This is a genomic window from Tardiphaga sp. GW822-FHT04G09 (assembly GCF_058800725.1).
Window position 1 is genome coordinate 40,706 of record NZ_JBXAMO010000027.1, and the last position, 26,301, is coordinate 67,006.

Sequence of the window (26,301 nt, forward strand, 5' to 3'; positions counted from 1 at the left end):
CTTTGGATAAATGCAAGTCGGTTGCTTGCCCAATTCGAACGATCAGAAATACAGCGGGAGATCGCAGTCATGAACATTATGAATGTCGACTACAGCACCAAGATTCCGAACAACGTGAATCTGGCCGAGGATCGCCAGGTGCTCAAGGCGCTGGAGGGATGGCATCCCGGCTATCTCGATTGGTGGAACGACATGGGGCCTGAAGGTTTTCAGGAATCCCTCGTCTATTTGCGCACCGCGATATCCGTCGATCCCAAAGGCTGGGCCAAGTTCGACTATGTGAAGATGCCTGAATATCGTTGGGGCGTGCTGCTGGCGCCGCAGGACACCGAGCGCAAGGTGAATTTCGGACGACACATGGGCGAACCCGCCTGGCAGGAAGTCCCCGGCGAATATCGCGCGATGCTCCGCCGTCTCGTGGTGATCCAGGGCGACACGGAGCCGGCGTCGGTCGAACAGCAGCGCCATCTCGGCCAGACCGCGCCGTCGCTCTACGACTTGCGCAACCTGTTCCAGGTCAACGTGGAAGAGGGCCGGCATCTCTGGGCGATGGTCTATCTGCTGCAGAAATATTTCGGCCGCGACGGCCGCGAGGAGGCCGACGATCTTCTCCGTCGCCGCTCGGGAGATGCCGATGCGCCGCGCATGCTCGGTGCATTCAATGAAGCCACGCCAGACTGGCTGTCCTTCTTCATGTTTACCTTCTTCACCGACCGCGACGGCAAGATGCAGTTGGAGAGTCTGGCGCAATCCGGCTTCGACCCGCTGTCGCGCACCTGCCGCTTCATGCTGACGGAGGAGGCGCATCATATGTTCGTCGGCGAGACCGGCGTCGGCCGCGTGTTGCAGCGAACCTGCGAAGCGATGAAGGCGGCGGGGATCGAGGATCCCAACGCGATCGAGAAAATCCGTGCGCTCGGCGTGATCGATCTGCCGACCATGCAGAAGAAGATCAACCTGCATTATTCGCTGTCGCTCGACCTGTTCGGTTCGGAAGTTTCGACCAATGCCGCGAATTTCTACAATTCCGGTCTGAAGGGCCGCTTCCAGGAGACCAAGATCGAGGACGATCACCAGCTCACCAATGACATCTATCAGGTCCTGAAATTCGTCGATGGCGAAATCAAGCTGGTCGACGAACCGGCGCTGACCGCGCTCAACATGCGTCTGCGCGACGATTACACCGCGGATTGCGCCAAGGGCGTTGAGCGCTGGAACAAGATCATCGAGAAGGCCGGCGTCAATTTCCGCTTCGATCTGCCTCACACCGCGTTTCATCGCCAGATCGGTGAGTTCCGCGATGTGAACGCCTCGCCGAAGGGGATTATCATGAGCGATGCCGCCTGGGCGAAAGCCAGGAACGACTATCTGCCATCCGGTGAAGATGGTGATTTCATCGCATCGCTGATGACGCCGGTGAGTGAGCCGGGCAAGTTCGCCAGCTGGATCTCGGCACCCAAGGTCGGGATCGACAACAAGCCCGGCGATTTCGAATATGTGAAGATTGCGGCCTGAAACGAGCGCACACGGCGGAGGGACTTCCAGCTTCCTTCCGCCGCTGTCAGTCCTCGATGGCACGCGCGGGATTTGCCATGAACGCTCCTTTCAAACAGCATTTGATCGATCCGGAAATCTGCATCAGGTGTAACACCTGTGAGGAGAGCTGCCCGGTCGATGCGGTGACGCATGACGACAATAACTATGTCGTCAACGCGGATATCTGCAACTACTGCATGGACTGCATTTCACCGTGTCCGACCGGCGCGATCGATAACTGGCGCGTGGTCGCGGCGCCGTATTCGCTCGAGGAGCAGTTCTCCTGGAGCGACCTGCCGGCGCAGGAGGAACTCGCGGATAATAGCGTCGGCGCGGGCGCCATCGAGGCGCTGGAAGATGAAATCGGTGCGTTGCTCGAAGAAGCGCGCAAGGGGATGGGCGGCAAGCCGGTGGCGCCGCCCTCATCGAGCAAGGCGTCGGTCAACCTTTACAACCGCGGCAAGCCTGCGCTGGCTACGGTGACTGGTAATTTCCGGCTTACCCACGCGACGGCCGACTCGGACGTGCGCCATATCATCCTGGATTTCGGCGAGCAGCCGTTTCCTATCCTCGAAGGTCAGAGCATCGGCATTGTCGTGCCGGGCTCGGGCGCGGACGGCAAGCCGCATCAGGTGCGACTCTATTCGATCGCTAGTTCGCGCGATGGCGAGAAGCCGAATGCCAACAATCTCGCGCTGACCGTGAAACGTGAGCCCGGTGGGCTGTGCTCGAATTACCTGTGCGATCTGCCGCGTGGCGCAAAGGTCGAAGTCACCGGGCCGTTCGGCGCCACCTTCCTGCTGCCGAACGATCCGTCGGCGAATGTTCTGATGGTCTGTACCGGCACAGGCTCTGCGCCATTCCGCGGCTTCACGGAGCGCCGCCGGCGCGCGATGCCCGGCGCGCCCGGGCGATTGCTTCTCTTCTTCGGTGCCCGCCGCCCCGAGGAGCTGCCCTACTTCGGCCCGCTGCAAAAGGTTCCGGAGGAGTTGCTGGGCAAGCACTTCTGCTATTCGCGCGTGCCGGGCGAGCCGCGGATCTATGTGCAGGATCGTATCCGCAGCGAAGCTGCTGCAATCACCTCGCTGCTACGCGACGCGCAGACCCACGTCTATATCTGTGGGTTGAAAGGAATGGAAAGCGGCGTTGAAGAGGCCTTCGCCGATATTTGCCGTGCGGCGTCGATGGACTGGTCGGATCTGAAAGTGACGATGCGTGGCGGCGGAAGATATCACGTCGAGACTTACTGATCGACGTTGTGTCCGATCCGAGCCGGAAATGGCGGGATCGATTGAATAGCCCTAATAAAAACAAGAGCGGGCGCGTTACGGGGGAGACAAATGATGGCCTTGAACGGCAGCGATGGACCTGACACGCACAGCGTATTCTTCCTGACACCCTCCGTAACCGCTGAACCGCATGCCGACGGAACGATCGTGCTTCGATCCGGCACGGCGCTGCGTCCCTATGCGCGTTGTGTCGGGGACTGGCTCGAACATTGGGCACAGGAGGCACCGGAGCGGATCTTTCTGGCGGAGCGCTCCAGTCCGGATTTGCCCTGGGTGACGCTGAGCTATGCCGAGACGCTTCGGCGGGTACGCGGCGCGGGCAGCTGGATTCTCGCGCAGGAGATGAGTGCGCAGCGGCCCCTCGCTGTGCTGTCCGACAACGGCATCGAGCATGCGGTTTTGGCCCTGGCGGCGATGCACGCCGGTGTGCCCGTCGCTGCGATTTCCCCGGCCTATTCGCTGATGTCGAAAGATTTCGAAAAGCTGCGTGGCGCGATCCAGCTTCTCGATCCGGGTGCCATCTACGTCTCGAACCTGCATCAGTTCGGTCCGGCCCTCGCTGCGATCGCCCCGTTTCACTCTGCCGCCATCATCGGCGGTGACGCGATCGGCGGAGAGGAGTGGTCATATGCTGATGTGGTCACGACACCGGTAAGCGCAGCCATCTATCGGGCCTTTGCAGCGATTGATGCCGATACGATCGCCAAGTTTCTGTTCACGTCGGGATCGACCGGTGCGCCGAAGGCGGTCATCAATACCCAGCGCATGCTGACCTCGAGCCAGCAGGCCAAGGCACAGACTTGGCCGTTTCTCGAAGCTCCGCAGAACGAGCTCGTTCTTCTCGACTGGCTGCCCTGGAGTCATACCTTCGGCGGAAACCACAATTTCAATATGGTGCTGCGCAATGGCGGAACGCTGTACATCGACAGCGGCAAGCCCGCGCCCGGATTGTTCGCGACGTCCATTGCCAATCTGCGCAGCATCATGCCGACGGTCTATTTCAACGTGCCGCGCGGCTTCGATATGCTTGTCGCCGCCCTGCGGAAGGACGACGAGTTGCGAGAGCGATTCTTCAACGAGGTGATGTTCGTCTTCTATGCCGGTGCGGCTCTGCCGCAGAGCACATGGTTGGCGCTGGAGACGCTTTCCATCGAGACAATCGGGCACCCGTTGCCGATGGTCTCCGCCTGGGGATCGACGGAAACATCGCCACTCGCGACCGATTGTCATTTTCAGGCGCCGAGATCAGGCAATATCGGCGTGCCGATTCCCGGGACGGAGCTCAAGCTCGTGCCCTCGGACGGCAAGTTGGAGGTGCGGGTGCGGGGGCCCAATGTAACGCCGGGCTACTGGAAGGCGCCGGACCTCACCGCGAAGGCTTTTGACGCGGACGGTTTCTATCTGATCGGCGATGCCGTTGCATTTGCGGACCCGGCTCATCCCGAGCAGGGCCTGCTGTTCGACGGGCGCATCGCCGAGGACTTCAAGCTGACATCGGGCACATGGGTCAATGTCGGAACGCTGCGCGTGGCAGGAATTTCCGCATTGGCGCCGCTGGTTCAGGATATTGTCGTGGCCGGCCACGGCGGCGAGGATGTGCGCTTCCTGCTCGTTCCCAACCTGGCTGCCTGCCGCACGGTGTCCGGCTTGCCGGAGTCAGCGAGCATCGATGCTGTGCTTGGCTGTGAAAATGTACGTTCGTCCATCGAGAAAGGGCTCGGCAAACTGACGGCGGCAGGTGGAGGGTCTTCCACCTATGCAACTTGCGCGCTTTTGCTGGCAGAGCCGTTATCTGTCGATAGCGGCGAGATTACCGACAAGGGCTATGTCAACCAACGCGCCGTTTTGGCGCGCCGTGCAGTCGACGTGGAAGATCTGAACAGGGGAGTGTCAGGTCGCTTGATAATCTGCGCAAGCACCGAGCAATACGCACGTCATGCCTAGCGGGGAGGTTCACGATCCGGACGATGCATTGCGATCAAAGAGAATAACGTGTCGATGGTGAAGGAATCTGGTCGGGCGACCAAGCAGATGCTCTGCCGATGCGATCACCTGTCACATGCTGTGTCATGTCGTCGTCATACGCCGGGGCGCCCGGCGTGATCAAATATGGGGCTCTTCCCCAGAGCACATGGATCGCCGCGAGGGCATTCGCGCTTTCCGCGAGGTCGCCTTTCCCTCCAGGAGGCGACCTCGTTTGTTTCTGGAGACGGTTCATGCGGAGTGTTCGCGGAACGTGTCCGATCCGCAGGCGTGTTGAGTTGAACTGACTTCTACTCCTGGTGCAGACCGGACTCCGGGATTCTTCTGACCCAGTGAGATTTCACGCGACACACACGGCGACTCACGGCGCTGCATCATTCTGGTCTGTCAGGGCCGCGCGAAGAAACGTTGATGCGACGGATCGGAAAATTTGAAATCCTGTTCCGCCGATCGCTCGAACTATGAAGTTTCTTCTCAGGCAAACTGAGTATGACGCGGGGAACTGCTCAGATGAGCCATTACCGCATTTCTCGACAAGTTCTGCGATTTGCTCGGCCGCTTGGTCAGCAGGCGAGCCGGTCGAGGCATCATGTGCCCTAAATGAAAAACCCGCCGGCTAGGGCGGGGTTTTGCAGGCAGTCGTCTCGATTTTGGTTCATTATTCAAAGCCACGAGTTTACTGCCCCCGCGTAGGAGCCTGTTTCACATTCATTTGGTGTCGGGTGTGGAGTGGGCCCCCCGGGGCGGACAGGTTCAGGCCGCTGGATTGACCGTCTGCCGGGCGTGTTGCTTCTCAAATTGTGCGGGGCTGATATAGCCGAGAGCTGAGTGTAGCCTTCGGGTGTTGTAGACGTAGTCAAATGAATTTGGGAAGATTCTCGGCAACATCGGCGAGGGTCTCGAATGCCATTGGATAAACGCCCTCAATCTTCAGCGTCTTCATGAAGCTTTCGGCCTTGGCGTTGTCGTACGGATTTCCTCGCCGACCCATGGATCCTTTGATGCAGTGCTCGGCAAGGTAGTCGCGGTAGATCTTGGCAGCGTATTGGGATCCGCGATCGGAATGATGGACGCAGCCAGGCGGCGGCTGTCGCTTCTCGATCGCGACGGACAGGGCAGCGAGTGCCAATCGCGCGTCGATGGAGCGGCTGATGGCATAACCAACGACGCGCCGGGACCAGGCATCCAGAATGACGGCGACATAAACGAAGCCACCGACGATGGTGACGTAGGTGATATCGGCGACCCAAAGCTGGTCGGGTCCGTCAAGCGCCACGGTTTTGGCAAGGTTGGGAAAGATCGGTTGGTCGTGGTCGCTATCCGTCGTTGTCGTGAAGCGGCGTCGCATTCTGGGTTGGAGGTCATGCTCGCGCATGAGACGGCGGACCTTCTTGTGATTGACGACCACGCCTTGCTGCCTGAGGGCGGCTTGGACCCGGCGCCAGCCATAGTGCTCGAACTCGTCGCAGATCCCAGCCATCGCCGCGACGATGGCTGTATCGTCGGCCGCACGGATCGGTTCGTCGTAGAAAGTGGAGCGGGCCATTCCCATCAGGCTGCATCCCTCGGCAACGCTGATGCCGCGGGGCCTACAATAGCGGATGTGGTTTCGCTTCTCGGCCGAGGTCGTGGCCGAAGAGCCCCCTTTAGAAACTCCAGTTCGAGAGCCTGCTTGCCAACCAGGCGCTCGAGTGCGGCAATGCGCGCTTCGTAGGTCTCAAGCAGACCGGCTGAAGCGACGTCCTCATCGAGCGCGCCTGCCTGATACTTTTCGACCCAGATGCGGATCAGGTTACGGGAGACATTGTGCCGCTTCGCGAGCCCGTGCAGCGTCTCGCCGCCCAGATACTCCTGCGACACCTGCCGTTTGAACTCGACGCTGTGGGTTCGGTGCTTTGCCATGGCCTTCATCCTCTGAAAGCCCGGCCGTCCGGTCAATTACTGAAAGCCAACCTGTCCGCCCCGAGGGGCCCACTCCATAGTTCGGTACAATAAAAACATCGTACTCGGTACGTGTAATCGATTGCCGCCTCCCAACGGCGCTATCGACCGCGGTCTTAGTCGCTTGATCGGGAGGATTCGACCTGCACCGCCCGGCGTGCCAGCCGCTCCGGGGCGCCTGGCCGACGTTGAGCGCCGACATGCGGCGTCGAGTCGAGCACTTCGACAGTCGCCGTTGCTCCGGCGACGAGTTCGCTGCGCTCACTGTGATCAAGCGCTATCCGGACCGGAACTCGCTGGGCCAACCGCACCCAATTGAAGGTCGGATTGACGTTGGCAAGTAGGGTTGCACCAGCGCTGCGATCACGATCTTCGATACCGGACGCGACGCTTTCCACTCGTCCTTGCAACGTGTGGTCACTGCCCAGCAGCCGCACGCTGACAGCTTCGCCGAGATGTATACGTGGCAGCTTGGTCTCCTCGAAATAGCCCTCGACACGCAACGTGTCCGAGTCGAGCAGCGCCATCACGCCCTTGCCGGTCGTGAGGTAGGTCCCCGGACGCAGCTCCATGTTGGTGACGACACCGTTGACGGCGGCGCGCACTTCGCTGCGTTCGAGGTTGAGTTTCGCGAGCCCGAGGTCGGCGACCGCCTGGTCATACGCGGCCTGAGCCGAGCCCTGGGTGGCAGTGACCTGGTCCATCCTCTGCGTCGAGACGACGATGCCCGGCGTCAGCGCGCTGTAGCGCTTCAGGTCGGCATTGGCCTCCTCGAGCATGGCGCGTTTGCCAAGCAGCAACGCCTCGGCCTGCTTGAGCGCAATCTCATAGCGCGACCGATCGATCCGAAATAGCACATCTCCGCGATTGACTTTTTGGTTATCCGTGACGAGCACGTCGGTGACGAAGCCGGAGACGTCGGGCGCTACCGGAACCACGTCGGCCCTGACGTGGCCGTCGCGCGTCCATGGCTCGTTCATGTAATAATCCCAGAGCTTGTAGCCAGCCCATAGCGCGACCAGAACCACGAGGCCGGTCAGCGAGAGCCGACCCAACGAATTCAGAAAGGCTTTCATGACAGCAACTCCTTGGAAGCAAGGTTCGGCAGGGGCGCGACACCGTCGCGGGCTTCTTGATCCCGGCGGCGCTCGGCGGCTTCGAAGTCGTGCATGCCGGTCTGCCATTGCAGGCCGACAATTGTTCCCTTCACGGGCTGCAGTAAAAAGAGTGCGGCAAGCGCGGTAACGGGTACCCAGATCAACAATTGAAGCCAAACGGGGGGTGAATAGGCCATCTCGACGGCAAGCAGCGCCGGCACGACAAGGTGACCAACGACGGCGATCACAAGATAGGCTGGAAGGTCGTCTGCGCGTTGTGGCGTGTAATCCTCGCCACAAACCTCGCAGCTGTCGACCACTTTCAGAAAGCGGCCGAACAGACGGCCCTGATCGCAGTTCGGGCACTTCATCGTGAATCCGCGCCATAAGGCTTTCGGAAGCGAAACAGAGGCGTTCATGAGAAAAACTCCTTGGAAGCGAAGACGAGGCTGGTGAGCAGGCAGACATAAATCGCGAAATCGAGCAGTGCAGGATGCCAGACATGGCGATAAAGGCCGGCCCACGTGATGGCCTTGCTCACGGATCTCGCGAGCGCGTAGGCAACAACGGCCCAAAGCAAAAAGCTCGGAACGATCACACCAAACAGATCGAGTTGGTATTTCATGCGGCCACCCTTCTTTGCTCGTCCTGGTGCGGCTGATATGGCGCCTCTTGCGGAAACAGCCCGGCGCGAATGCCGACAAGCCCGAAAAGGGCATCATTCCGTGCCGCGCCTACCGGCTCCTGCAAGGCAGCGGCAATCGTGTTGTCGAGCTGACCGAGCAGTTCGTCCGGCAGCGGGCCAACCACATGAGACCGGCCGATCGCGGCAAGATGCCCGAGAAGGGTCCCGACCGGGTCGTTTGACGCGCGTGACAAGACAAGGCCAGCCTGCCGGAGATCAATGATATTCAGCGCGGTTCGAAGCTGGCGCAGATTCGCAGCGTCGCGCCTCGTCTCGGCGGGAACCACGGCAATGCGCGCGGCAAGCAGGGCCAGCCGATGCTGCATGAGACTGGCGATCGCGGCGCGATCTCCGGGCGCCTGGCGGTCGGCGACCGCGGCGAGCGTCCGCCAATTGCTTCGCAGCAATCGGTTCGCGATCCAGGCGCTTCCGAGGAAACGAACGATGCCGCAGGTGACGGCCGTGAGCGCAACGCCGACCACCAGAGCAACACTGGCATTGGCGAAAGAAGCAAAGCTGCCCTCGTAGGACGATTGCAGCGCCAGTTGTACGGACGTGAAGATGCTAAACCAGCTACCAAGAAGGGCGGTCGCGGGCCGCGCCGCCATCCAGCCGAACAACACGAAGGCCGGCGCGAGCGCGGCGATCAACATCTCGATCGTCGTGAGCCGCGGCAACACACCGAAAGTGTAGATTCCGGTGATCGCGACAACGGCGAGAATCACCACGCAGAAGGTGCGGAATGCCGGGCGGGGATCGTCCAGGCTGGAGAGAAACGATCCGGCCAGAGCGGCGAACAGTGCGGCGGATGCGCCATCGGCCCAGCCAGTCAAGATCCAAAATGCACAGCAGGCAATGACCGAAAGCGCCGTCGCCACGCCGGCCCAAACCGCAAGCCCATGATCGCGGTGCGGGACGGCGACCGTCAGCGTGCCGGATTTGAACGCGAGTTTGAGCTGGTCCGGGCTGCGGCCATCGGCGATTGCCTCGCGCAGCAGCCAGCAATCCTGCACGACATCCACAAGATCGCGAAGCCGGAGTGCGAGGCCGGCGACCGTGAGGTCGACCCAGCCGGCATCGGCATCCAGCGTCGGTCGGATTTCGTCCAGCGCCGCGAGCAACGCGTCGGCCTCCTCACCATCACGACCGCCCGCTTCGAGCCATCGCGCGATCCTTGCGCAGATTACGGCAATGCGTGCCGAGCCCTCTTCGTCCGAGTCGAGCGCGATTCTGAGGTCCTCGATCGATCCCAGCAATGGGAGCAGCGCCAGCATGTGCTGCCGCAACCGCCGCAGCCCTCGCACCATGTTAGCGGAAGTAGCGGCCTCATAGTCGAGATGCCGGCTGAGCTGGTCGATCTCGGTGGCCGCCGCGGCAAGCCGCATGCGTTCGTTGTCACGCTCTTGTCCGCTGCCGCTGCCGGTCACGACATCCAACCCAAGTCGGCGGGCTTCGGCAAGCCAGGCGTCCGCTTTGGCTGCAATTGCGGACGCGACGCTCCGTGGCATCACCAGTGTCGAGGCGACGCTCGCAACGACGATACCAAGCAGTATTTCCTGCACGCGCGAGGAGACGATGTCGAACGTCAATTCGGGTGCCGAAAGGATGGGAAAACCGAGCAGGGCCACGGTGTAGCCGGATAATAAGAACACGTAGCTACGCGGGGTGCCATCAATAAGCGAAAAATATAGACAAACGCCGACCCACAGCGCGATGGCGAGGCTCAACAATTCGGGGGCATCGACGAGATTGGGGACTAACACAATCGTTCCCGTTGCGCCGATCAGCGTTCCCGACACGCGATAGAGCGCCTTCGATCGTGTTGCCCCGGTCAACGGATTGGAGGTGATGTAGACCGACGCCATCGCCCAGTAGGGACGCGGCATATCTAGCCAGAGCGCAATTGAGAACGCCAGCATGGCTGCTGCAAACGTCCTCAGCGCAAAGATTGAAGCGGTGTGTCGAGACAAGAATGATGGTATCTGTTTCATGGCGTAGCCGAAAAAAAGTGGAGGTGCGCGCATTTCGTGCACGGCCATAAACTCTAAGAGGCGTTTCGAAGCGTGCGGAAGGCCGCCCGCATTTCTGCGACAAAGAGGCCCGGCTGTTCCCACGCCGCAAAGTGGCCGCCTTTTTCGAGCTTGTTGTAGTGGATCAGGTTCGGATAGGCGCGCTCTGCCCAGCTCCACGGAGCTTGATAAATCTCGTCGGGAAAAGCGCTTACCGCGACAGGGATCTTGACGCCCCGGACATCGAAGAAGCCTCCACCGGTCGAGATCTGCGTTGTGTCCCAATAAAGGCGCGCCGATGACACCGCGGTGTTCGTCAGCCAGTAGAGCGTGACGTTGTCGAGGATGTCATCACGCGTGAGCCCCTCGGTTTCTCCGTCGAAGACACGCGCGATGAGCTTGTAGCTGCGGATATCGTGATCGATCATCCACGCGGCGAGCCCAACCGGCGAATCCGCGATGCCGTACAGGGTTTGCGGGCGGTTTGACATCTCCAGGGCGTATGCAAGCCCTTTTCCGTAGAAATCGGCCAGTTGATCCCACGCTTTGCGTTCCTCCGTGGTGAGATCGGTGGGCGGCGCCTCGTGATACGCAAGCGCCTTTGAGACATCAGCCGGAACCGTGGCTGCCATATTGGTGTGGATGCCAAGCAGTCCTGCTGGCCGTTGCAGGGCCATCACCTCCGACACAGCGTTCCCCCAGTCGCCGCCCTGTGCGACATACTTCGCGTAACCGAGGCGCTGCATCAGCGTCGCCCAAGCACGGGCGATGGTGACGGGAGTCCAGCCCGGCACCTTCGGCTTGCCCGAGAAGCCATGGCCGGGCAACGACGGAATCACGACGTGGAAGGCGTCGGAGGCGCTACCGCCATGAGCGGTGGGATTAGTCAGCGGTTCGATGATCTTCAACTGCTCGATGATCGAGCCCGGCCAGCCATGCGAGATGACAAGCGGCAGCGCGTCGTGATGCTTCGAGCGAACGTGAATGAAATGAATATCAAGGCCGTCGATCTCGGTGACAAACTGTGGCAGGGCGTTGATCCGCGCCTCGACCTTGCGCCAGTCATATTCGGTTGCCCAATAGCGCGCGAGCTTTTCTGTAGTCGCAAGCTGAACGCCTTGTGAGGCGTCGCTGACTGTCTCCCGATCCGGCCATCGCGTCGACAACACGCGTCGTCGCAGATCGGCAAGCTGCTCTTCTGGTATATCGACGCGGAACGGACGGATTGCGTCACTGGTGGGCGCGGCGGCCAAGGGCGAAGGCAGCAAACTTGCGGCACCGGCGACTACGATACCCATCGCAGCTATCCCCAAAAGCCCGCGACGATCCTGGTCGATCACTTCGGTAATGGTAGTATTCATGATGCTCACCTTGATTTTAGTTCCACTATTGACGGAGATCTTGGATGCGCCGGCTAAGCACTGAGCTGCTTATGTTGGTGCAGGTAGCGGGGAGCTGGAACAGCGCTGGAGAGCTTGGGCGACATGGCACGGCGCGCCGCCTCGTAGCGATCCCATTCCGCTTGGTTGGGAAGTGAGGGAATAGTCACGGTCTCGCCGAGATCGAAGCCCGCCAGGGCGGCGTCAACCATGTCGTCAGCTGACATCACGATCTCCGCGGGCAGCTGGTGAATCGGTTTGCCGGAAATATCCCAAAATTCAGTCGCCGTAGCGCCGGGAAGGACCGCTTGAGCGCGAATGCCCTTGTCAGCGAGTTCGTGAACGAGAGAATGAGTAAGCGCCAGCACGAATGCCTTGGTGCCCCCGTAGATGCCGTTCAATCGCTCCGGTGCGATCGCGACGATCGAGGAGATATTGATGATCGTACCGCCGCCGCGGCTCGCAAATCCCGGGACCGCCGCATAGGTCAGGCGAGTCGGCGCAGTGACATTCAGGCGGATCATTTTTTCCATCTTGTCTACATCGGAGGCAAGCAGCGGCTTAACGGCACCGAGGCCGGCGTTATTGACCAACATGGAAATCCCGGCATTGGTCCGCAGAATGTCCTCTACGCGCCGCAGGTCCGCCGAAGAGGTGAGATCAGCTTGGACTGTCTGCACATTCCGGCCGGTATCTCTCGTGAGATCACGCGCCAGTGATGCAAGCCTATCCATATTGCGGGCGACCAAAATGAGGTCATGGCCGCGCTTCGCCAGCCGGTCGGCGTAGACCGCCCCGATACCACTCGATGCACCGGTAATGAGCGCAATGCCCTTGGTCTCAGTCGTATCCATGTCCGTCTCCTGTGCGTTGATCGACTACCTTGTCGGTCCTGGAGATAGGCTCTCCTCAGCTGTTCGGTATCTGACAAACCCGAGATGTATCCTTCCAAAAAACGGAAACAGACATGGATCGTTTCGAAGCGATGTCGATGATGCCGGCGGTTACTGAGACTGACGGCCAGCACGCCGCCGCGCACAAAACGTCGTTCGCAACCGTCGTTGCTGACACCCCGGCCGATTTCATCGCCGCGCAACTGCGAAGTATCGTCTGGGTGCAGATCCCGGTCGCGCGGTTTTGAGGCAAGCGCAAGATGGGTCAAAACCGTCCTGAGGGTGACCGTGTCGGCGTGATAGCCGCGCTTGCAGCAAGTAAAAATCCACGGGATCGAGAGATCGCCAATCTCATCCAGCCTCCCGGGGCGCATTCCCGTCGCCCGTGACGTCCATCAGGCCGTTCGCCGCCCAAATTCAACGGCGTATGTAGGAATTCTCTGAAGCGGACATCTTCCAAAATTTGCAGCGACGTGGCAATGTCCCGCTCTTTCCTTCCGGATTTGGAAGAGGGATCGATGGATCGGCTGGAAGCGATGTCGACCTTCTTGGCTGTAGTGGAGGCCGGCAGCCTGTCGGCTGCGGCGCGTCAAATGAGGACGCCGCTCACAACAGTCAGCCGCAAGGTTTCAGAGCTTGAGTCGCATCTGCGGATCAAGCTGTTCAACCGGTCGAGCCGCCAGCTGGCCCTCACGGATGCAGGTAGCTCTTATCTGTCAGCCTGCAAACGCATCCTCGCGGACGTAACCGAGGCCGAGCGTATGGCGTCCGGCGAGTATACCGCGCCAACCGGCGAGCTGACGGTGACGGCACCGGTTAGCCTTGGGCGGACTCACCTCATCCCCATCCTGGCGGACTTTTTCAAAATCTACCCTGATATCAAAACCAATTTGATCCTGACTGATGTTGTGCTGAGCCTATTTCAAGAGCAGGTTGATGTTGGCTTACGCATCGGCACGCTGCCGGACAGCAGCCTGATAGCGGTGAGGGTGGGAACGACACGGCCTGTGGTCTGCGCCAGTCCCGCTTACCTCGCGGCTCGCGGAACACCACGCACGCCAGATGATCTGGCCGGCCACGACTGCATCAGCTATCCGGCTCTTGCATCGCCCGATGTTTGGACATTGGTGGTCGGCAAGACGCCCGTCGCTGTGCCCGTGCATCCTCGGCTCGTTGTTAGTAACGCCGAGGCCGCCTGTGACGCGGCGTGTGCGGGCATCGGAATTACAATCGCCCTCTCGCACCACTTCCACGCGGCACTGAGGTGCGGGTCATTGATAACTCTGCTGGATGAGTTCCAACCGCCCACACTGCCGGTCAATCTGGTGTACACAGCCGATCGGTTTTTGCCGATCAAGGTGCGCGCCTTTCTCGATTTCGCGGCGCCACGGCTAAAGCGGGTTCTCGCGGAACTAAAGACGCCTGGTCGCCTGGCTGAACGCGCTTGACCGTAGAACTGTTTCGGGCCTCGATTGCTTTTATCGATTTTTCAAACGCGCTCTCCAACACGCGCCGGCCGACGGTGCCTAGTACCAAGCCGAGTAACCGACCCTTGAAATTCTTGCCATCGCGCACCACGACGACGTCAATGTCGGTAGTGCCGTCGGGACGGCGCGTGAAAGTGTACGTGTGACCTGATGCGCCTCCCCATACATTAGAGTCGGTCGTCGTGAGTACAACGTGGTTGGGATCGGACCAATCGTAGTGTAAACGTTCCCAAGTACCGGATGAACCTTCGGTGACGTCGGCGTGCGACGCGCCGCTGTGATGCATCTCGAGATACTCGTCGGCGCTATTACCGAAGAGCTTCGAGCGTCCAGGCCTGAAGTCGATGAGTCCGGCAATGTACTGCTGGGGCGTCAAAGTGGTCGTTCGATGGAGGCGGATCTTCGACATGCGTGGCTTCCTTATTCCGTAGCTGCACTGATTGACCAAGGTTCAGTCCAAGGCCGCTTTGGCCATTCGGACGAGGACGCTGTCACCTTGCCGGCTGATTTCCAGCCTGCTCGCCTGGTTGGCCGTTGAGAGAACCACACGCTGGCCCGGTGCAAGAACCGACACGACGCGGATCGACGTTCCGGCCTCACCTTGCGCGAGGGTTGTGACGACATGAAACCCATCACGCTCGGCTGTGTAGTAAGCGACGCCCGATACATCTCCAAGGTCGATACTCTTGGCCTCAATCGGACGCAGGCCATCAGCATGCGCGGTGGTCAGAGAAGCAAAAGCGAATGCGGTTGCGATAAGCATGTTGCGGATTGACATGGCGCTCTCCTTTGGTTGCGACAAACGTGTAGCGGTCGCCGAGCATGGCGGCGCTGGTAATCACGACAGAATGTTGTTGGGGTGCTGAGTATTGGGGCCGTTAGCACCACGAATTATTGGCGCCTTGCCTCCCTCCTCACTGATCGATTCAGACGGCGGGAAAACGCCGTCGTAGCTCGCACGAGCTTCTCGGATCAGGCGGAGCCGGTCGCGCTCGGCCTTCGAAATGAACCGGATAACTTCACCCATCTTCGCCTCCTGGTGTAATGTGCCGCGCTCAGGCGGCGTCTCGACCAGAAGATGGGGCGAGGACCATGCGTCAACAGGCGCGCATGGCGGAAGGAGCCCTTCCAAATTGTGGAAAGCCCAGGCCGAGGTTTCCGCCAAGCTGAAACAGCGGGGGCGTTCGTCGCGATAAGATCCGCCAGAAAGCAGGACCTTGCATCGGTCAGCCGGCTATGCTCACCAGCCCTGGATATGGAGCAGCATTGCGACAGCGACGCTCATTCGGTCGCATCGAAATCCTCTTCCCTAGCGTTCAGCATTGCGGCCAATGTGCGCAGTCCGCTATCGAGTTGGTCCATGGTCGGAGCCGCCAGCGCCAGCCTCACGGCGTTCGGCGCGTGGCCGGGCGTGACGGCGAAAGTCGTCGAGGGCGTCAACGCGATGTCGCGCCTCGCTGCGGCAGTGACGAAGGTCTGCGAGCGCCAGTGCGCCGGCAACGTCAACCACAGATGATAGCATTTTCCGTTAGTCTGGATTTCGAAGCCCGAAAGGCGATCAACCGCTAGTTTCTGACGCGCCCGCGCATCGAGACGCTTCAGTCTTGTCAGCTCCGCAATGGTGCCGTCGCCCATCATCCGCTGCGCAGCCGCAAACGCAAATCCCGATGCAGTCCACCCGCCCGAACGTACCGAGGCCATCACGGCTTCGCGCAGTCGCTGCGGCGGCACGATGAAGCCCAGCGTCAGCCCCGGTGCGACCTTCTTGGAAAGGCTGTCGATGACGATGCAGGTCTCCGGCGCCAGCGCGGCAAGCGGCGGCTCACTGTCGAGGAAGCCGTAGACGTTGTCCTCGATGATCGGAAGGTTGAGCTTTTCGACCACGCGCAGGAGATCGGCCCGGCGTGCCGAGGTCATCGTCATACCCAGCGGATTGTGGATCGCCGGCTGAATGTAGATGGCCGAGAGATGGGCCTCACGGTGGGCTTTTTGCACCGCGTCAGGTCGTACGCCGCCTTCGTCCATTGCCAGAGGCACCAGCAAAATACCCAGCCGGGCGGCGATGCCCTTGATGAAGGGGTAGGTCAAAGCCTCGACGCCGCAGCGGCCCCCCGTGGGTACGACTGCGGCAAGTGCGGCAGCGATGCTCTGCCGTCCGTTGCCGGTAAATACGAGTTGTTCGGTGGAGGGCGACCAGGTGCCCTGCGACAGATATGCAGCCGCGACGCTTCGGACCGCCGGTGTTCCGACGCTGGTCCCCTGCCTCAGGGCGGCATCGAGCGCCGTAAGTTTGTCCAGGCCATTCAGGCTTTTTGCGATCAACGCGGTCTGATCAGGAAGCATCGGATAATTGAACTCGAGGTCGACCCGGATACCGCGCGGCTCGCCTAGCGCTGCCACGCCGCGCTTGGCATCGCCCGAGATAAAAGTGCCCCTACCTATTTCGCCGACGACCAGCCCGCGGCGCAATAGCTCGGCGTAGACGCGGCCCGCTGTCGAGACGGCGATCTTACGGTCGTAAGCGAAATTGCGCTGAGGGGGCAGGCGATCGCCCGGCTTGAAGGTGCCGTCAGCTATTTCAGAGGCAATTGCATCAGCGAGCTTCAGGTATTCGGACTTCGACATATATTGCACCGAGTTCAATGTTCCGATTGCGCCGATAATTGTATCGGATCATCATAGCGTATCAACCAGATTGTACCGAGGGATGCGAAAACTTCCTCAATCAGCAAGCGGCGGCTCGATGAGCGATTGCGCCGACGGCGTCGCATTGCCCGGAGCGACCAATGGAGGTCTCCCATGGAACTGACAGTCACCACGATCGTGGTCGCCTTTGCCGGGGTCTTCCTCATCTGCTTCATGAAGGGAGCTTTCGGTGGCGGCTTCTCCATTGTCGGCATTCCGTTGTTGTCGATCGTGATGGACCCGGTCACGGCCGGCGGTCTGCTCGCGCCCTTGTTCATCGCGATGGATCTGTTCGCGCTGTTGTACTGGAAGCCCTCGACGTGGTCGAAGCCGGACCTTGTGCGGCTCCTGCCGGGGCTCGTGGTCGGCATCGGCTTCGGCTATCTCTTGTTCCGCTTCCTCGATCATCGCGCCATCTCAATTGTGATGGCGGCGACCACCCTGATCTTTGTCGGCCTGTGGCTTGTTGCAGGCGCTGAGGCGACGATCCGTCCGCGCTCGACGCCCAAGGCGATCACCGCTGGTCTCTCCTCGGGAATCACCACCATGGTGGCGCACTCGGGCGGACCGCCGCTTGCGATGTATCTGCTGCCCCTCGGCCTCAGCAAGGACGTCTATGCGGGAACGACTAGCATGTTCTTCACCGTCGGCAACGCGACGAAGGCGGTCCCTTGGCTGCTGCTGGTGAAACCAGCCACCGACGTCTGGACCTTGATGGCATTTTGCCTGTTCGCCATTCCCGCCGGCGTGTGGCTAGGCTGGCGGTTTCACGGCGCGCTGGACCAACGTCAGATTTATCGGGTCTGCTACGGCTTGCTGGTCGTAACGGCATTGAAGTTATTGTGGGACGGCGTTTCCGGCTATCTCGCTTGAGTGAGCGGGACCTTGGCTGCCACGATGCGTCGATTTGACGCTTGGGGGCCTTTCAGACTTCGGAAGGGTTGCTTCCAAAATTCATGAGGTGGCGAGGCGGCGTTTCCTCCCCACCTTATCCGACAAGGGCGCCTTACGAAGTCAGTACACCAAGCCATAAGGAGAAATTCAATGACGAAACGGATCAACTCTTATCGCCACACACTGATGCGCGACAACGGCGATGACCTTGTCGCATACCAACGCAACTCAGGAGACGGCGTCTGGCAAATCGTCTCAGTTTGGATGATCCCGCAACAGGTTCATTAATATTGCGAGACGCAAACAGCCCCGGCTATGCCATTGTCAGCCTTCCTCTCCCAAAAAGTATTTCAAGAGTAAGCAGAGCTTTGTTTCGCCGCGGGAGACGCAGTGGATGGTGGGCACGGGGAATCCTTCGTGGAGAAGCGGGACATCGGCGCCATCGGCGAGAATGTCGTCTTGAGCCGGTGCGAGCCCGAAGGATTTCGCGCTCAAAAATCCCAAGTTGACCGCCTCGGTTGGGATTTTCTGCTCGAAGATGAGCCGAAGCGGACTCCGGATCGCCCTTTGGATGCTCAGAACGATCTCGCCAAGTTTCTGATTCAGGTAAAAACGACGGGGAAAGTAGGCACGCCCCCGCGAATCAAGCTTTCAGCGCTCAAGCACCTCATTGACGCGGATTTGCCGTCGGCCATCGTCATCATGTTTTTGCGCGAAGGCGAAAGGCAACCGGTCCGCAGCCTCCTCGTTCCAGTTGATCATCACATCATCGCCGATGCGTTGCGCCGGGTACGCCAGGAGGAGGCCCGTGGCAACCGAGATATTCATCGAGTCACCGTGTCGGTGCCAATCGACCATGCGTCAGAGATCGGCGTTCTGGGCGAAGGGCTGCGAGATACGTTGTTCGCGATGGTTGGCGGCGACGTCTCCGAATACACCGCGAGCAAGATCCGCTTCCGACGATCTTGTGGCCGCGAAGGAGAGTCCGTAGTCGGGCAGTTCTATGTACCGGGTAGTGATGCGGCTCCCCATCTTCAAGGGGATCACTCACTTTGCGAATCCCGTCCTCGAGCGCGCGCAAGCCGCTACACCGATAACGATCCTCGCAGATCCCAATGATTGTTCCGTGCAGTTCAATCTGCTCGGGACGTCGAAGTTCACCTCGTCTTGCGACGTGGTCACTGATGCGCTCGCCAAGCTCGGGCTCAACTATTCTACGGAGACGTCCACGGGCGCCCCGGTGGCACAGGTCAAGATCGGGGAGAGGCTGATCAAGGGATATCCGACGACAGCACCAGATGTGGCTTCGAAGAAGGTACGTTTCGAAGCCGAATTGAAGGCAGCCCTGAGCGACAACAAATATCCGCTTGGAGCCGCTGCGTATGACGACATCAACGCACCCGTAATCATCTTTCTGCTGTGCGTTCTCCTGACTTTTAGAACGATGACGTTCGCTCCTTCAACGACATCGTTGTTGGAGATGTTTCCCTCGCGGATCCGCTATACCGCGATGTCGTTCCCCTACCACCTGAGCGCTGCTTGGTTCGGCGGATTTCTGCCCGCGACGGCCTTCGCAATTGTTGCGGCAACCGGGAACATCTACTCGGGACTCTGCTACCCGGTGTGCATCTCGGCGGTATGCATGGTGCTAAGTCTGCTGTTCGCGCGCGAAAACAGAGGCGCCAACATTTCGCGGGATTGATTCGATTGGCGATACGATTTTGGCGAACGGCCTTCTCAGTCTGAGCAGCCGTTCGCCACTTGCGTAAGAGACACAGCGATTCGCGTTCCGAGGTATGTAAAGCTTTGTGCTCCGTCACCGGATAACCCGTAGCGCCGATCCCCGCGCGCCGACACACCAGTGACGAGCCATTTCGGGCGTCTCCCTAAGTCGGACGAGGTCGAGTCAATCGAAGGTGACTATCACTTTGCCTCGCGCGCGTCGCTCCCTGATGGCGCTGAAGGCTTCCTGGAATGCGTCGAACGGAAACTCCTGGACCGGCGGCGGAGCAAGCGATCCGTCACCGAGCGAGGAGCTCAGATCGTCCATGATGCGGGCGTAGATCTCGGGTTCGCGCCGTTGGACTTGCGCACTGTCGACACCCACAAGCATGGCACCTTTGAGGAGGGCGATGTTCATTGGAAGGCGCGGAATTTCTCCAGCGGCGAAGCCGACCACTAGATGTCGGCCCCGCCAACCCAATGTTCGAAACGCCACCGGCGAGATGTCGCCCCCGATGCCGTCGAAGATCACGTCCATCGCTGCCCCGCCTGAGAGCCGCTTCAATTCTTCTCGCCAACCGCTGTTTGTATAATCAACCGTGGCGTCCGCGCCCTCGGCTTCGGCGAACGCTCGCTTGTCTGCGGTCGAAGCGGCAGCGAATACGGTCGCGCCGAGCATCTTTGCGACTTTGATCGCCGCCGTGCCGACACCGCCCGCGGCCCCCAGTACCAGAAGATTGTGCCCTGCCGACAATCCCGCTAATTCGCGGAGGCCGTACATGGCCGTCAGATAGTTGACCGGAACCGCCGCAGCTTGAGCGAATGAGAGGCCGGGCGGCATGAGATCAAGATCGTCCACGGAGACCGCGAGCCTTTCGGCCAGCGCTCCGTTCTTCACCGTTCCGAAGACACGATCGCCATTTTTGACCTTCGCAGTACCTTCGCCTGAACGGCAGACCACTCCGGAAAACTCCATCCCGGGCACGAAGGGCAACGAATCCTTGGTTTGATACAGACCGGCGATCTTCAGGCGATCGACAAATCCGATCCCGGCGGCTTTCAGATCGATGAGGACCTGGCCCGAAGCGATATCGGCATCTGGCACGTCGACAATCTTGAGGGACTCAACTTGAGTGAATCGATCAACTAGGACCGCTCGCATTTCACCTCCCGTTTGCAAGTAAACGCTTAATTGAACGCGCGTCACAGACCCGCATTCGCAGTGTAGCCGGCGGAGATCAGCCCACGTGCACGGGCTCGTTCCCTCACTTTATCAGATCACATGGCGGTCGAGTGGGTAGAACATGCTTTGATATTGGCGACGAAGCTCGTTCTTCTGCACCTTTCCCAGCGCATTTCGAGGTAGTTGATCAGTCGATATGATGAACTTGGGCAACTTGTATTTCGCCAATTGACCGCTCAGGAGCGGCAACACGCTGGAAAGCTCCAGTTTCGCGATGCCAGGCTCCTGCTCCACGACAGCGATGACACCTTCACCAAAATCCGGATGGGGGACACCGACGACGGCGCTGTCGCGCACCCCGGGTATCTTGTTCAGGGCCGACTCGACCTCCTGCGGATAAACGTTGTAGCCGCCCGAAATGATGAGATCCTTGTTGCGTCCTACGATCCAGATCCGACCATCAACATCCGCCCTCGCGAGATCGCCGGTTTTGAAGAAATTATCGGCAGTGAATTCGGCGACGGTGAGCTCCGGCATCTTCCAGTAGCCCTTGAAGACATTCGGTCCGGAAACAACCAACTCGCCGATTTCGCCTTGCGGCACCGGCTCGCCGTTTGCGGTCCTGACCGAAGTCCGAATGCCTGTCAGCGCGTATCCGACAGATCCCGGAACGCGCGCACCTTCTAGCGGGTTGGAAGCGATGATCGTCGTTTCGGTCATTCCGTATCGCTCAAGGATATTGTGACCGGTCCGCTCGGAGAATTCTGTGAACGTGGCCGCCGAAAGCGGTGCGGAGCCGCTGGTGAACAAGCGGACGTGGGAGCAGACGTTCCGGTCAAGTCGCGGATCGGAGAGTAGGCGGCTGTAGAAGGTTGGTACCCCCATGAAGACGGTGGCATCCTTCAAGCCGTTGATCACATGATCAGCATCGAATTTAGGAAGCAGCTTGATCGTACCCCCGGCCCTGATCACAGGATTTATCGCGATAAAGAGCCCATGCGCGTGGAAGATCGGGAGAGCGTGTAGGAGAACATCGTGTTCGTCGATCTTCCAGGCCTCGCCGATAGCCTTGGTGGAGTAGCGAAGGTTCGCGTGCGTGAGCATCGCTCCTTTCGGTTTGCCGGTCGTACCGGACGTGTACAGGATCGCCGCGAGATCTTCGAGATCGACGCCCTCCGTATCGGAGACGGCGGACGACTCCGCGGCGGACGTCATCAGTGAACCGGATCCGTCGGTATCCAGTGTGAGCTCGGTTCTTTCGGATCTGTGGATTCCTTGCCTTTCGACCTTCGGGCTACGGACGATGACAGCGGGATCAGCATCGTCGATGATGTGTCCCGATTCAGCGGAAGTGTAGGACGTGTTGAGCGGTACCCAGACTGCGCCGAGCTTGAGGCAGGCGAGATAAAGACAGATCGCTTCCGGCGACTTATCGACCTGCGCGGCTAATCTCCCGCCCTTCTCGAGACCGCATTTCCGAAGAGCCCCCGCCATCTCGGTGGCCAATTGCTCCATGCGTCCGCGCGTCCACAGATCGCCTTCATGCGTCTTCAAAACCACGTGGTCCGGTCGGCGATCGTTTGGCAGGAGATAGTCGTAGAGATTGTTCATGATGACTCGCTCTCGCCACCGCGCTGTCGCGCAGCGACTTCATGTTGGGTGGACGGCTAGGGCACAAGGATGCTGGAGCCGGTGGTCTTCCTCGCCTCGATGGCCTTGTGCATGTCCGCGACGCGATCCAGCGGAAGCGTCAGGCCGATTTCGGGAGTGATCGCCCCTTCCTGCAGTCCCTTGAAAAGTCCATTGGCCAATGCCACCACAACTTCCCTGTTGCGGCTGAAGGTCGCGAGCGTCGGCTTGGCGAGAAAGATCGATCCCTTCTGGGCGAGCTTGCTGACGTCGAACGGAGGAACAGGCCCGCTGGCCTGACCAAAATTGACCATCATCCCGAGAGGTCGCAGAGCGTTAAGAGAACTCTCGAAGGTGTCCTTGCCGACCGAATCGAACACGACGTCAACGCCCACGTCACCCGTGATCTTTTTGACCTCAGCCGAGAAGTCCTGCTCTCCCAGCACGATCACCTGCGCGCAGCCTGCTGACTTGGCAGCCTCAACCTTTCCGACGGAGCCTACACTGCCGATCACCGTTGCACCCAAGTGCGTCGCCCACTGGCAAAGCAATCTTCCGACGCCGCCTGCAGCGGCGTGAACCAGGATCTTGTCCCCCTTTTTAGTCTTCCAGATATCGTGGAGGAGGTAGCATGCAGTCGCGCCCTTCAGGAGGACCGCAGCGGTGGCCTCATCCGTTACATCGTCCGGTATCTTGACGAGACGCCAGGCCGGCGCGATGCGCTTCTCCACATAGGCGCCCGGCAGCATCCAATAAGCTACCCGGTCGCCTGGTTTCGTGTCCTTGACGCCGGGACCGACCTCCTCAACTACCCCAGCAGCCTCGACGCCGAGCGTCGCTGGCCTTGCGATCGCATATTGGCCGGTCGTCGCAGTGCGGTGATAGATGTCAATCAGGTTCGCTCCGATTGCGGTATGCCGCAACAACACTTCGCCTTCGCCGGGCGACGGAAGATCGACTTCTTCGATTCGCAAAACCTCCGGTCCTCCGGCTTCGTGAACCCTGACTGCCTTGGTCTTCATGACATCTCTCCTATGACGTGATCCGCTCTGGCGAAGCGACCCGATCGACTTGTGACGCTATTTCCGATTCCAATAGACGTCCCGACAGAAGTTTGAACACCACGCTAAAGTCGAGATCGGAATATCCGGACGAAGCCACCATCTGGTAGATCGCCGCAGCGGCGCCGGCCAATGGTGTGGACGCCTTGACCTGCTCGGCGGCTTGCTGCGAGAGGCGCATGTCCTTCAGCATCATCGCCACGCTGAAGCCCGGTACGTATTCGTTGTTCGCTGGCGATGTAGGGACGGGGCCCGGCACTGGACAATACTGCTGTAGCGCCCAGCAGTTGCCGGACGATTTGGTGACCACGTCGAAAACCGTTTGATAGTCGAGCCCCAAACGTTCGGCCAGAGTGAACACTTCCGAAATCGCGACCATACTCATGCCGCTCATCATGTTATTGCAGATCTTGACTGCCTGTCCGCAGCCCGCTGCTCCGACGTGGAAGAAGTTCTTTCCCATGGCTTGAAGCGGCGGAAGCGCGAGCGCGTAGGCTGTGTCCGTGCCTCCGACCATGAAGGTCAGGCGTCCCTCGATCGCCGCAGGGACAGCTCCAGAAACGGGGGCATCCACCATATCGAACCCGGCGCCCGCTGCGGCCGTGTTGACCATCCGCGAGCTCTCGATGTCGATGGTCGAACAGTCGATAAGTATCGTGCCCTTGTCCGCGCGCGGCTGCGGGTCTATCGTCGGTATCCATTTCAGAAGCCTGGACGTCTTTTGCAGTCGTTCACGGACCACGGCCAGATTGTGGCTGCGATCGCCAAAGGTGACCCAGAGGCCGCGAGCGCGATCATGCGGGATCATATCGAGATAGGCGGACGCGTCTTCGCCGACCTCGTCGTCGAAATGGGACGGCAGGCCGAGTAGGCGCTCGCCGCACCGTGCCGAAAACCAAAAATAAATTGGGAGGATTTCTATGAACGGTTCACTTGGCAATCAACAGGTCGAGCAGCAGTTGATGTTGATCGGCGGAGATTGGGTGCCCGCCCGGTCCGGCGAGACGCTCACGGTGGAAAATCCGGGGCGTCGGCAGATCATCGCGACGGTGCCTCGCGGTTCCGCCGTGGACGTCGACTTGGCAGTGGACCGCGCACTCGCGGCCTTCTCGTCCTGGCGCAAAACAGCTCCGCGCGAGCGCGGACGCCTGCTTCTGTCAATCGCGTCCGAGATCGAGGCTCAGCATGAGCGGCTCTCTCGCAAGATCGCCGAGGAGACCGGCAACGCGCTCCGGACCCAAGCGCGTCCGGAGGTGAAGATCGCTGCCGACATCTTCCGCTACTTCGGCGGCCTTGCGTCAGAGCTGAAAGGCGAGACGCTGCCATTGAGTCACGACCTCCTGAGCTTCACCCAGCGGGAGCCGCTTGGCGTTGTGGCGGCCGTCATTCCTTGGAACGCCCCGTTCCTTCTTGCGGCGGTGAAGATCGCGCCGGCCCTCTGCGCCGGCAACACGATGGTCATGAAGACCGCCGAAGACGCCCCCTTGGCCGTACTCGCGCTGGCGAAGATCTGCGCGCAGTTCCTACCGCCCGGCACGTTGAACATGCTGAGCGGCACCGGGGTGGAATGCGGCGCTCCGCTTCTCCATCATCCGCTCGTCGCGAAGCTTTCCTTCACCGGCTCGACGGCGGTCGGCCGGATCGTCATGGAGGCCGCGGCCAAACGCATCCTTCCCGTGTCCCTCGAACTCGGCGGCAAGAGTCCGTCGATCGTCTTTCCGGATGCAGACGACGACTGGGTCATCGAGGGCGTCGTGGCCGCCATGCGGTTCACGCGGCAGAGCCAGTCCTGCACGGCAGGATCGCGCCTCTTTATCCATCGCAAACTCTACGATTCTGTGCTCGAGAAGTTGGTCGAAGCCACGACCAACCTAAAGGTGGGCGACCCGCTGGCCGAGGAGAGCGACGTTGGCGCGATCATCAATGAGCGCCAGTTCCGGAAGGTCTGCGGTTATATCGAAGACGGCATGAAGCAAAGCGGCTCAAAGCTCCTCACTGGCGGCATGCCCGGCGACGACGCATCGCTCGCCGGCGGTTACTATCTCAAGCCGACCATCTTCTCGCAGGGCACCAACGACTGGCGGCTCGCTCGCGAAGAGATCTTTGGGCCGGTGCTCGTTGCCATTCCTTGGGACGACGAGGACGAAGTCATCAAAATGGCGAACGACAGCCACTACGGCCTCGCCGCCTACGTCTGGACGCACGATATCGGCAAGGCGCTGCGTACCGCCCGCGACATCGAAGCCGGCTGGGTGCAGATCAACCAGGGCGGAGGCCAGCTTCCTGGACACTCATACGGCGGCTACAAGCAGAGCGGCCTCGGTCGCGAATTCTCCCTCGCGGCGATGCTCGATAGCTTTACGCAAACGAAGAACGTAACGATCAATCTGACGCGGTGATGTACGGCGGAAGGTAGCGAGGATCAGGCGGCTATCCGTGGACGGTTGTTCACGTCGATGATCGAACGCGCTATCTGCAATGCCTTGAGACGGCAAGCGTCGCGATGGACGTCCGGCCATTCGCCGAGTTCATCGCCGAACGCGTCCGATGGTCAACTGATCAATTGAAAACTGCGATTTCAGGAGGCGAAAGCTTCAACGAATAAAGCAGTGTGGAATTGCCATTTTTGAGATTCCACACTTGAGCTAGGGACTGGGGATACGGAGCATTTGTTTTATCTACACTGTCGGGGTTTAGGGTTGACCTGAGCCCCAAGCTTCATCCAGCGATGGGAAGAATCCTTTGATCATTTGAAGTGCTCCCCAAAACTAGGCCAGCCAGCGCTGGAATTTTCCGGGATTATGCTCATGCCGGCGGGGGCGCCGATG

26 protein-coding genes are annotated in these 26,301 nt (G+C 60.2%); 11 read left to right on the forward strand and 15 right to left on the reverse strand.

What is annotated here, in order from left to right; genetic code table 11:
• Positions 1-69: 69 nt before the first annotated feature.
• The 3 genes from boxB to AC1RLZ_RS28390 all read left to right on the forward strand — a co-directional run bounded on the left by boxB (position 70) and on the right by AC1RLZ_RS28390 (position 4,769).
• Positions 70-1,515, forward strand: coding sequence for a benzoyl-CoA 2,3-epoxidase subunit BoxB (gene boxB / locus AC1RLZ_RS28380; protein WP_493191365.1), 1,446 nt, complete (start codon positions 70-72; stop codon positions 1,513-1,515).
• A 77-nt stretch (positions 1,516-1,592) separates the two neighbouring features.
• On the forward strand, positions 1,593-2,786 hold the full coding sequence (gene boxA / locus AC1RLZ_RS28385) for a benzoyl-CoA 2,3-epoxidase subunit BoxA (RefSeq protein ID WP_493191366.1): 1,194 nt from the start codon (positions 1,593-1,595) through the stop codon (positions 2,784-2,786).
• A gap of 93 nt (positions 2,787-2,879) precedes the next feature.
• Positions 2,880-4,769, forward strand: coding sequence for a feruloyl-CoA synthase (locus AC1RLZ_RS28390; RefSeq protein WP_493191367.1), 1,890 nt, complete (start codon positions 2,880-2,882; stop codon positions 4,767-4,769).
• Positions 4,770-5,664: 895 nt separating this feature from the next.
• Here the strand turns inward: AC1RLZ_RS28390 and AC1RLZ_RS28395 are convergent.
• The 8 genes from AC1RLZ_RS28395 to AC1RLZ_RS28430 all read right to left on the reverse strand — a co-directional run bounded on the left by AC1RLZ_RS28395 (position 5,665) and on the right by AC1RLZ_RS28430 (position 12,773).
• Entirely contained in the window at positions 5,665-6,411 is a 747-nt protein-coding gene (locus tag AC1RLZ_RS28395) for an IS3 family transposase (protein WP_493191387.1), read from the reverse strand.
• Complete coding sequence (locus AC1RLZ_RS28400) at positions 6,360-6,710, reverse strand: transposase (RefSeq protein WP_493191368.1); 351 nt, start codon at positions 6,708-6,710, stop codon at positions 6,360-6,362. The genes AC1RLZ_RS28395 and AC1RLZ_RS28400 overlap by 52 nt, the downstream gene beginning before the upstream one ends.
• A 155-nt stretch (positions 6,711-6,865) precedes the next feature.
• Entirely contained in the window at positions 6,866-7,825 is a 960-nt protein-coding gene (locus AC1RLZ_RS28405) for an efflux RND transporter periplasmic adaptor subunit (RefSeq protein WP_493191369.1), read from the reverse strand.
• Positions 7,822-8,265: a DUF983 domain-containing protein gene (locus AC1RLZ_RS28410; protein WP_493191370.1), complete on the reverse strand. Its 444-nt coding sequence runs from the start codon at positions 8,263-8,265 to the stop codon at positions 7,822-7,824. Before AC1RLZ_RS28410 ends, AC1RLZ_RS28405 begins: the two co-directional genes overlap by 4 nt.
• A complete protein-coding gene (locus tag AC1RLZ_RS28415; protein WP_493191371.1) occupies positions 8,262-8,471 on the reverse strand; it encodes a DUF1656 domain-containing protein in 210 nt (69 codons plus the stop codon). Before AC1RLZ_RS28415 ends, AC1RLZ_RS28410 begins: the two co-directional genes overlap by 4 nt.
• Positions 8,468-10,570 carry an FUSC family protein gene (locus tag AC1RLZ_RS28420; protein ID WP_493191372.1) on the reverse strand — a complete coding sequence of 701 codons (2,103 nt, stop codon included), beginning with the start codon at positions 10,568-10,570 and terminating at the stop codon, positions 8,468-8,470. The genes AC1RLZ_RS28415 and AC1RLZ_RS28420 overlap by 4 nt, the downstream gene beginning before the upstream one ends.
• 5 nt (positions 10,571-10,575) lie before the next feature.
• Entirely contained in the window at positions 10,576-11,838 is a 1,263-nt protein-coding gene (locus AC1RLZ_RS28425; RefSeq protein WP_493191388.1) for an epoxide hydrolase family protein, read from the reverse strand.
• A gap of 116 nt (positions 11,839-11,954) precedes the next feature.
• Positions 11,955-12,773 carry an SDR family NAD(P)-dependent oxidoreductase gene (locus AC1RLZ_RS28430; protein WP_493191373.1) on the reverse strand — a complete coding sequence of 273 codons (819 nt, stop codon included), beginning with the start codon at positions 12,771-12,773 and terminating at the stop codon, positions 11,955-11,957.
• Positions 12,774-12,886: 113 nt separating this feature from the next.
• On the opposite strand from AC1RLZ_RS28430, the gene AC1RLZ_RS28435 reads away from it, so the two are divergent.
• Together AC1RLZ_RS28435 and AC1RLZ_RS28440 are read left to right on the forward strand one after the other, a co-directional pair.
• A complete protein-coding gene (locus tag AC1RLZ_RS28435; RefSeq protein WP_493191374.1) occupies positions 12,887-13,060 on the forward strand; it encodes a hypothetical protein in 174 nt (57 codons plus the stop codon).
• A 270-nt stretch (positions 13,061-13,330) separates the two neighbouring features.
• A complete protein-coding gene (locus AC1RLZ_RS28440; RefSeq protein WP_493191389.1) occupies positions 13,331-14,260 on the forward strand; it encodes a LysR family transcriptional regulator in 930 nt (309 codons plus the stop codon).
• Between the two features lie 490 nt (positions 14,261-14,750).
• Here the strand turns inward: AC1RLZ_RS28440 and AC1RLZ_RS28445 are convergent, their stop codons facing one another.
• From AC1RLZ_RS28445 to AC1RLZ_RS28455, 3 genes are all read right to left on the reverse strand, one after another.
• A complete protein-coding gene (locus tag AC1RLZ_RS28445) occupies positions 14,751-15,077 on the reverse strand; it encodes a hypothetical protein (RefSeq protein ID WP_493191375.1) in 327 nt (108 codons plus the stop codon).
• Positions 15,078-15,137: 60 nt separating this feature from the next.
• A complete protein-coding gene (locus AC1RLZ_RS28450; RefSeq protein WP_493191376.1) occupies positions 15,138-15,326 on the reverse strand; it encodes a hypothetical protein in 189 nt (62 codons plus the stop codon).
• Positions 15,327-15,580: 254 nt separating this feature from the next.
• Complete coding sequence (locus AC1RLZ_RS28455) at positions 15,581-16,924, reverse strand: aminotransferase-like domain-containing protein (RefSeq protein ID WP_493191377.1); 1,344 nt, start codon at positions 16,922-16,924, stop codon at positions 15,581-15,583.
• A 174-nt stretch (positions 16,925-17,098) separates the two neighbouring features.
• Between AC1RLZ_RS28455 and AC1RLZ_RS28460 the strand changes: the two genes are divergently transcribed.
• The 4 genes from AC1RLZ_RS28460 to AC1RLZ_RS28475 all read left to right on the forward strand — a co-directional run bounded on the left by AC1RLZ_RS28460 (position 17,099) and on the right by AC1RLZ_RS28475 (position 19,580).
• Positions 17,099-17,857, forward strand: a complete 759-nt coding sequence (locus AC1RLZ_RS28460; protein WP_493191378.1) for a sulfite exporter TauE/SafE family protein — start codon at positions 17,099-17,101, stop codon at positions 17,855-17,857.
• 171 nt (positions 17,858-18,028) lie between these two features.
• On the forward strand, positions 18,029-18,166 hold the full coding sequence (locus AC1RLZ_RS28465) for a hypothetical protein (RefSeq protein WP_493191379.1): 138 nt from the start codon (positions 18,029-18,031) through the stop codon (positions 18,164-18,166).
• Between the two features lie 129 nt (positions 18,167-18,295).
• Entirely contained in the window at positions 18,296-18,997 is a 702-nt protein-coding gene (locus tag AC1RLZ_RS28470) for a hypothetical protein (RefSeq protein WP_493191380.1), read from the forward strand.
• Between the two features lie 7 nt (positions 18,998-19,004).
• Complete coding sequence (locus AC1RLZ_RS28475; RefSeq protein WP_493191381.1) at positions 19,005-19,580, forward strand: MFS transporter; 576 nt, start codon at positions 19,005-19,007, stop codon at positions 19,578-19,580.
• Positions 19,581-19,784: 204 nt separating this feature from the next.
• Here the strand turns inward: AC1RLZ_RS28475 and AC1RLZ_RS28480 are convergent, their stop codons facing one another.
• From AC1RLZ_RS28480 to AC1RLZ_RS28495, 4 genes are all read right to left on the reverse strand, one after another.
• The gene (locus AC1RLZ_RS28480) at positions 19,785-20,705 is read right to left on the reverse strand and encodes an NADPH:quinone oxidoreductase family protein (protein WP_493191382.1); all 921 of its coding nucleotides are present in this window, start codon (positions 20,703-20,705) and stop codon (positions 19,785-19,787) included.
• A 168-nt stretch (positions 20,706-20,873) separates the two neighbouring features.
• Positions 20,874-22,397, reverse strand: coding sequence for an AMP-binding protein (locus AC1RLZ_RS28485; RefSeq protein ID WP_493191390.1), 1,524 nt, complete (start codon positions 22,395-22,397; stop codon positions 20,874-20,876).
• 53 nt (positions 22,398-22,450) lie between these two features.
• Positions 22,451-23,434 carry a quinone oxidoreductase family protein gene (locus AC1RLZ_RS28490; protein WP_493191383.1) on the reverse strand — a complete coding sequence of 328 codons (984 nt, stop codon included), beginning with the start codon at positions 23,432-23,434 and terminating at the stop codon, positions 22,451-22,453.
• Between the two features lie 10 nt (positions 23,435-23,444).
• The gene (locus AC1RLZ_RS28495) at positions 23,445-24,215 is read right to left on the reverse strand and encodes an NAD-binding protein (RefSeq protein ID WP_493191384.1); all 771 of its coding nucleotides are present in this window, start codon (positions 24,213-24,215) and stop codon (positions 23,445-23,447) included.
• Here AC1RLZ_RS28495 and AC1RLZ_RS28500 point away from each other — a divergent pair.
• Together AC1RLZ_RS28500 and AC1RLZ_RS28505 are read left to right on the forward strand one after the other, a co-directional pair.
• Positions 24,195-24,344 (forward strand): FCD domain-containing protein, encoded by a 150-nt coding sequence (locus AC1RLZ_RS28500; protein ID WP_493191385.1) that lies wholly within the window; start codon positions 24,195-24,197, stop codon positions 24,342-24,344. The genes AC1RLZ_RS28495 and AC1RLZ_RS28500 overlap by 21 nt on opposite strands.
• Before the next feature lie 91 nt (positions 24,345-24,435).
• Positions 24,436-25,872, forward strand: a complete 1,437-nt coding sequence (locus AC1RLZ_RS28505) for an aldehyde dehydrogenase family protein (RefSeq protein ID WP_493191391.1) — start codon at positions 24,436-24,438, stop codon at positions 25,870-25,872.
• Positions 25,873-26,301: the final 429 nt, after the last annotated feature.

Excerpts from the sequence above, each read along its gene's own strand:
- boxB (WP_493191365.1), top strand. The coding sequence starts at position 70 with ATGAACATTATGAATGTCGACTACAGCACCAAGATTCCGAACAACGTG.
- boxA (WP_493191366.1), top strand. The coding sequence starts at position 1,593 with ATGAACGCTCCTTTCAAACAGCATTTGATCGATCCGGAAATCTGCATC.
- AC1RLZ_RS28390 (WP_493191367.1), top strand. The coding sequence starts at position 2,880 with ATGGCCTTGAACGGCAGCGATGGACCTGACACGCACAGCGTATTCTTC.
- AC1RLZ_RS28400 (WP_493191368.1), bottom strand. The coding sequence starts at position 6,710 with ATGGCAAAGCACCGAACCCACAGCGTCGAGTTCAAACGGCAGGTGTCG.
- AC1RLZ_RS28405 (WP_493191369.1), bottom strand. The coding sequence starts at position 7,825 with ATGAAAGCCTTTCTGAATTCGTTGGGTCGGCTCTCGCTGACCGGCCTC.
- AC1RLZ_RS28410 (WP_493191370.1), bottom strand. The coding sequence starts at position 8,265 with ATGAACGCCTCTGTTTCGCTTCCGAAAGCCTTATGGCGCGGATTCACG.
- AC1RLZ_RS28415 (WP_493191371.1), bottom strand. The coding sequence starts at position 8,471 with ATGAAATACCAACTCGATCTGTTTGGTGTGATCGTTCCGAGCTTTTTG.
- AC1RLZ_RS28420 (WP_493191372.1), bottom strand. The coding sequence starts at position 10,570 with ATGGCCGTGCACGAAATGCGCGCACCTCCACTTTTTTTCGGCTACGCC.
- AC1RLZ_RS28425 (WP_493191388.1), bottom strand. The coding sequence starts at position 11,838 with ATGGGTATCGTAGTCGCCGGTGCCGCAAGTTTGCTGCCTTCGCCCTTG.
- AC1RLZ_RS28430 (WP_493191373.1), bottom strand. The coding sequence starts at position 12,773 with ATGGATACGACTGAGACCAAGGGCATTGCGCTCATTACCGGTGCATCG.
- AC1RLZ_RS28435 (WP_493191374.1), top strand. The coding sequence starts at position 12,887 with ATGGATCGTTTCGAAGCGATGTCGATGATGCCGGCGGTTACTGAGACT.
- AC1RLZ_RS28440 (WP_493191389.1), top strand. The coding sequence starts at position 13,331 with ATGGATCGGCTGGAAGCGATGTCGACCTTCTTGGCTGTAGTGGAGGCC.
- AC1RLZ_RS28445 (WP_493191375.1), bottom strand. The coding sequence starts at position 15,077 with ATGTCAATCCGCAACATGCTTATCGCAACCGCATTCGCTTTTGCTTCT.
- AC1RLZ_RS28450 (WP_493191376.1), bottom strand. The coding sequence starts at position 15,326 with ATGGGTGAAGTTATCCGGTTCATTTCGAAGGCCGAGCGCGACCGGCTC.
- AC1RLZ_RS28455 (WP_493191377.1), bottom strand. The coding sequence starts at position 16,924 with ATGTCGAAGTCCGAATACCTGAAGCTCGCTGATGCAATTGCCTCTGAA.
- AC1RLZ_RS28460 (WP_493191378.1), top strand. The coding sequence starts at position 17,099 with ATGGAACTGACAGTCACCACGATCGTGGTCGCCTTTGCCGGGGTCTTC.
- AC1RLZ_RS28465 (WP_493191379.1), top strand. The coding sequence starts at position 18,029 with ATGACGAAACGGATCAACTCTTATCGCCACACACTGATGCGCGACAAC.
- AC1RLZ_RS28490 (WP_493191383.1), bottom strand. The coding sequence starts at position 23,434 with ATGAAGACCAAGGCAGTCAGGGTTCACGAAGCCGGAGGACCGGAGGTT.
- AC1RLZ_RS28505 (WP_493191391.1), top strand. The coding sequence starts at position 24,436 with ATGTTGATCGGCGGAGATTGGGTGCCCGCCCGGTCCGGCGAGACGCTC.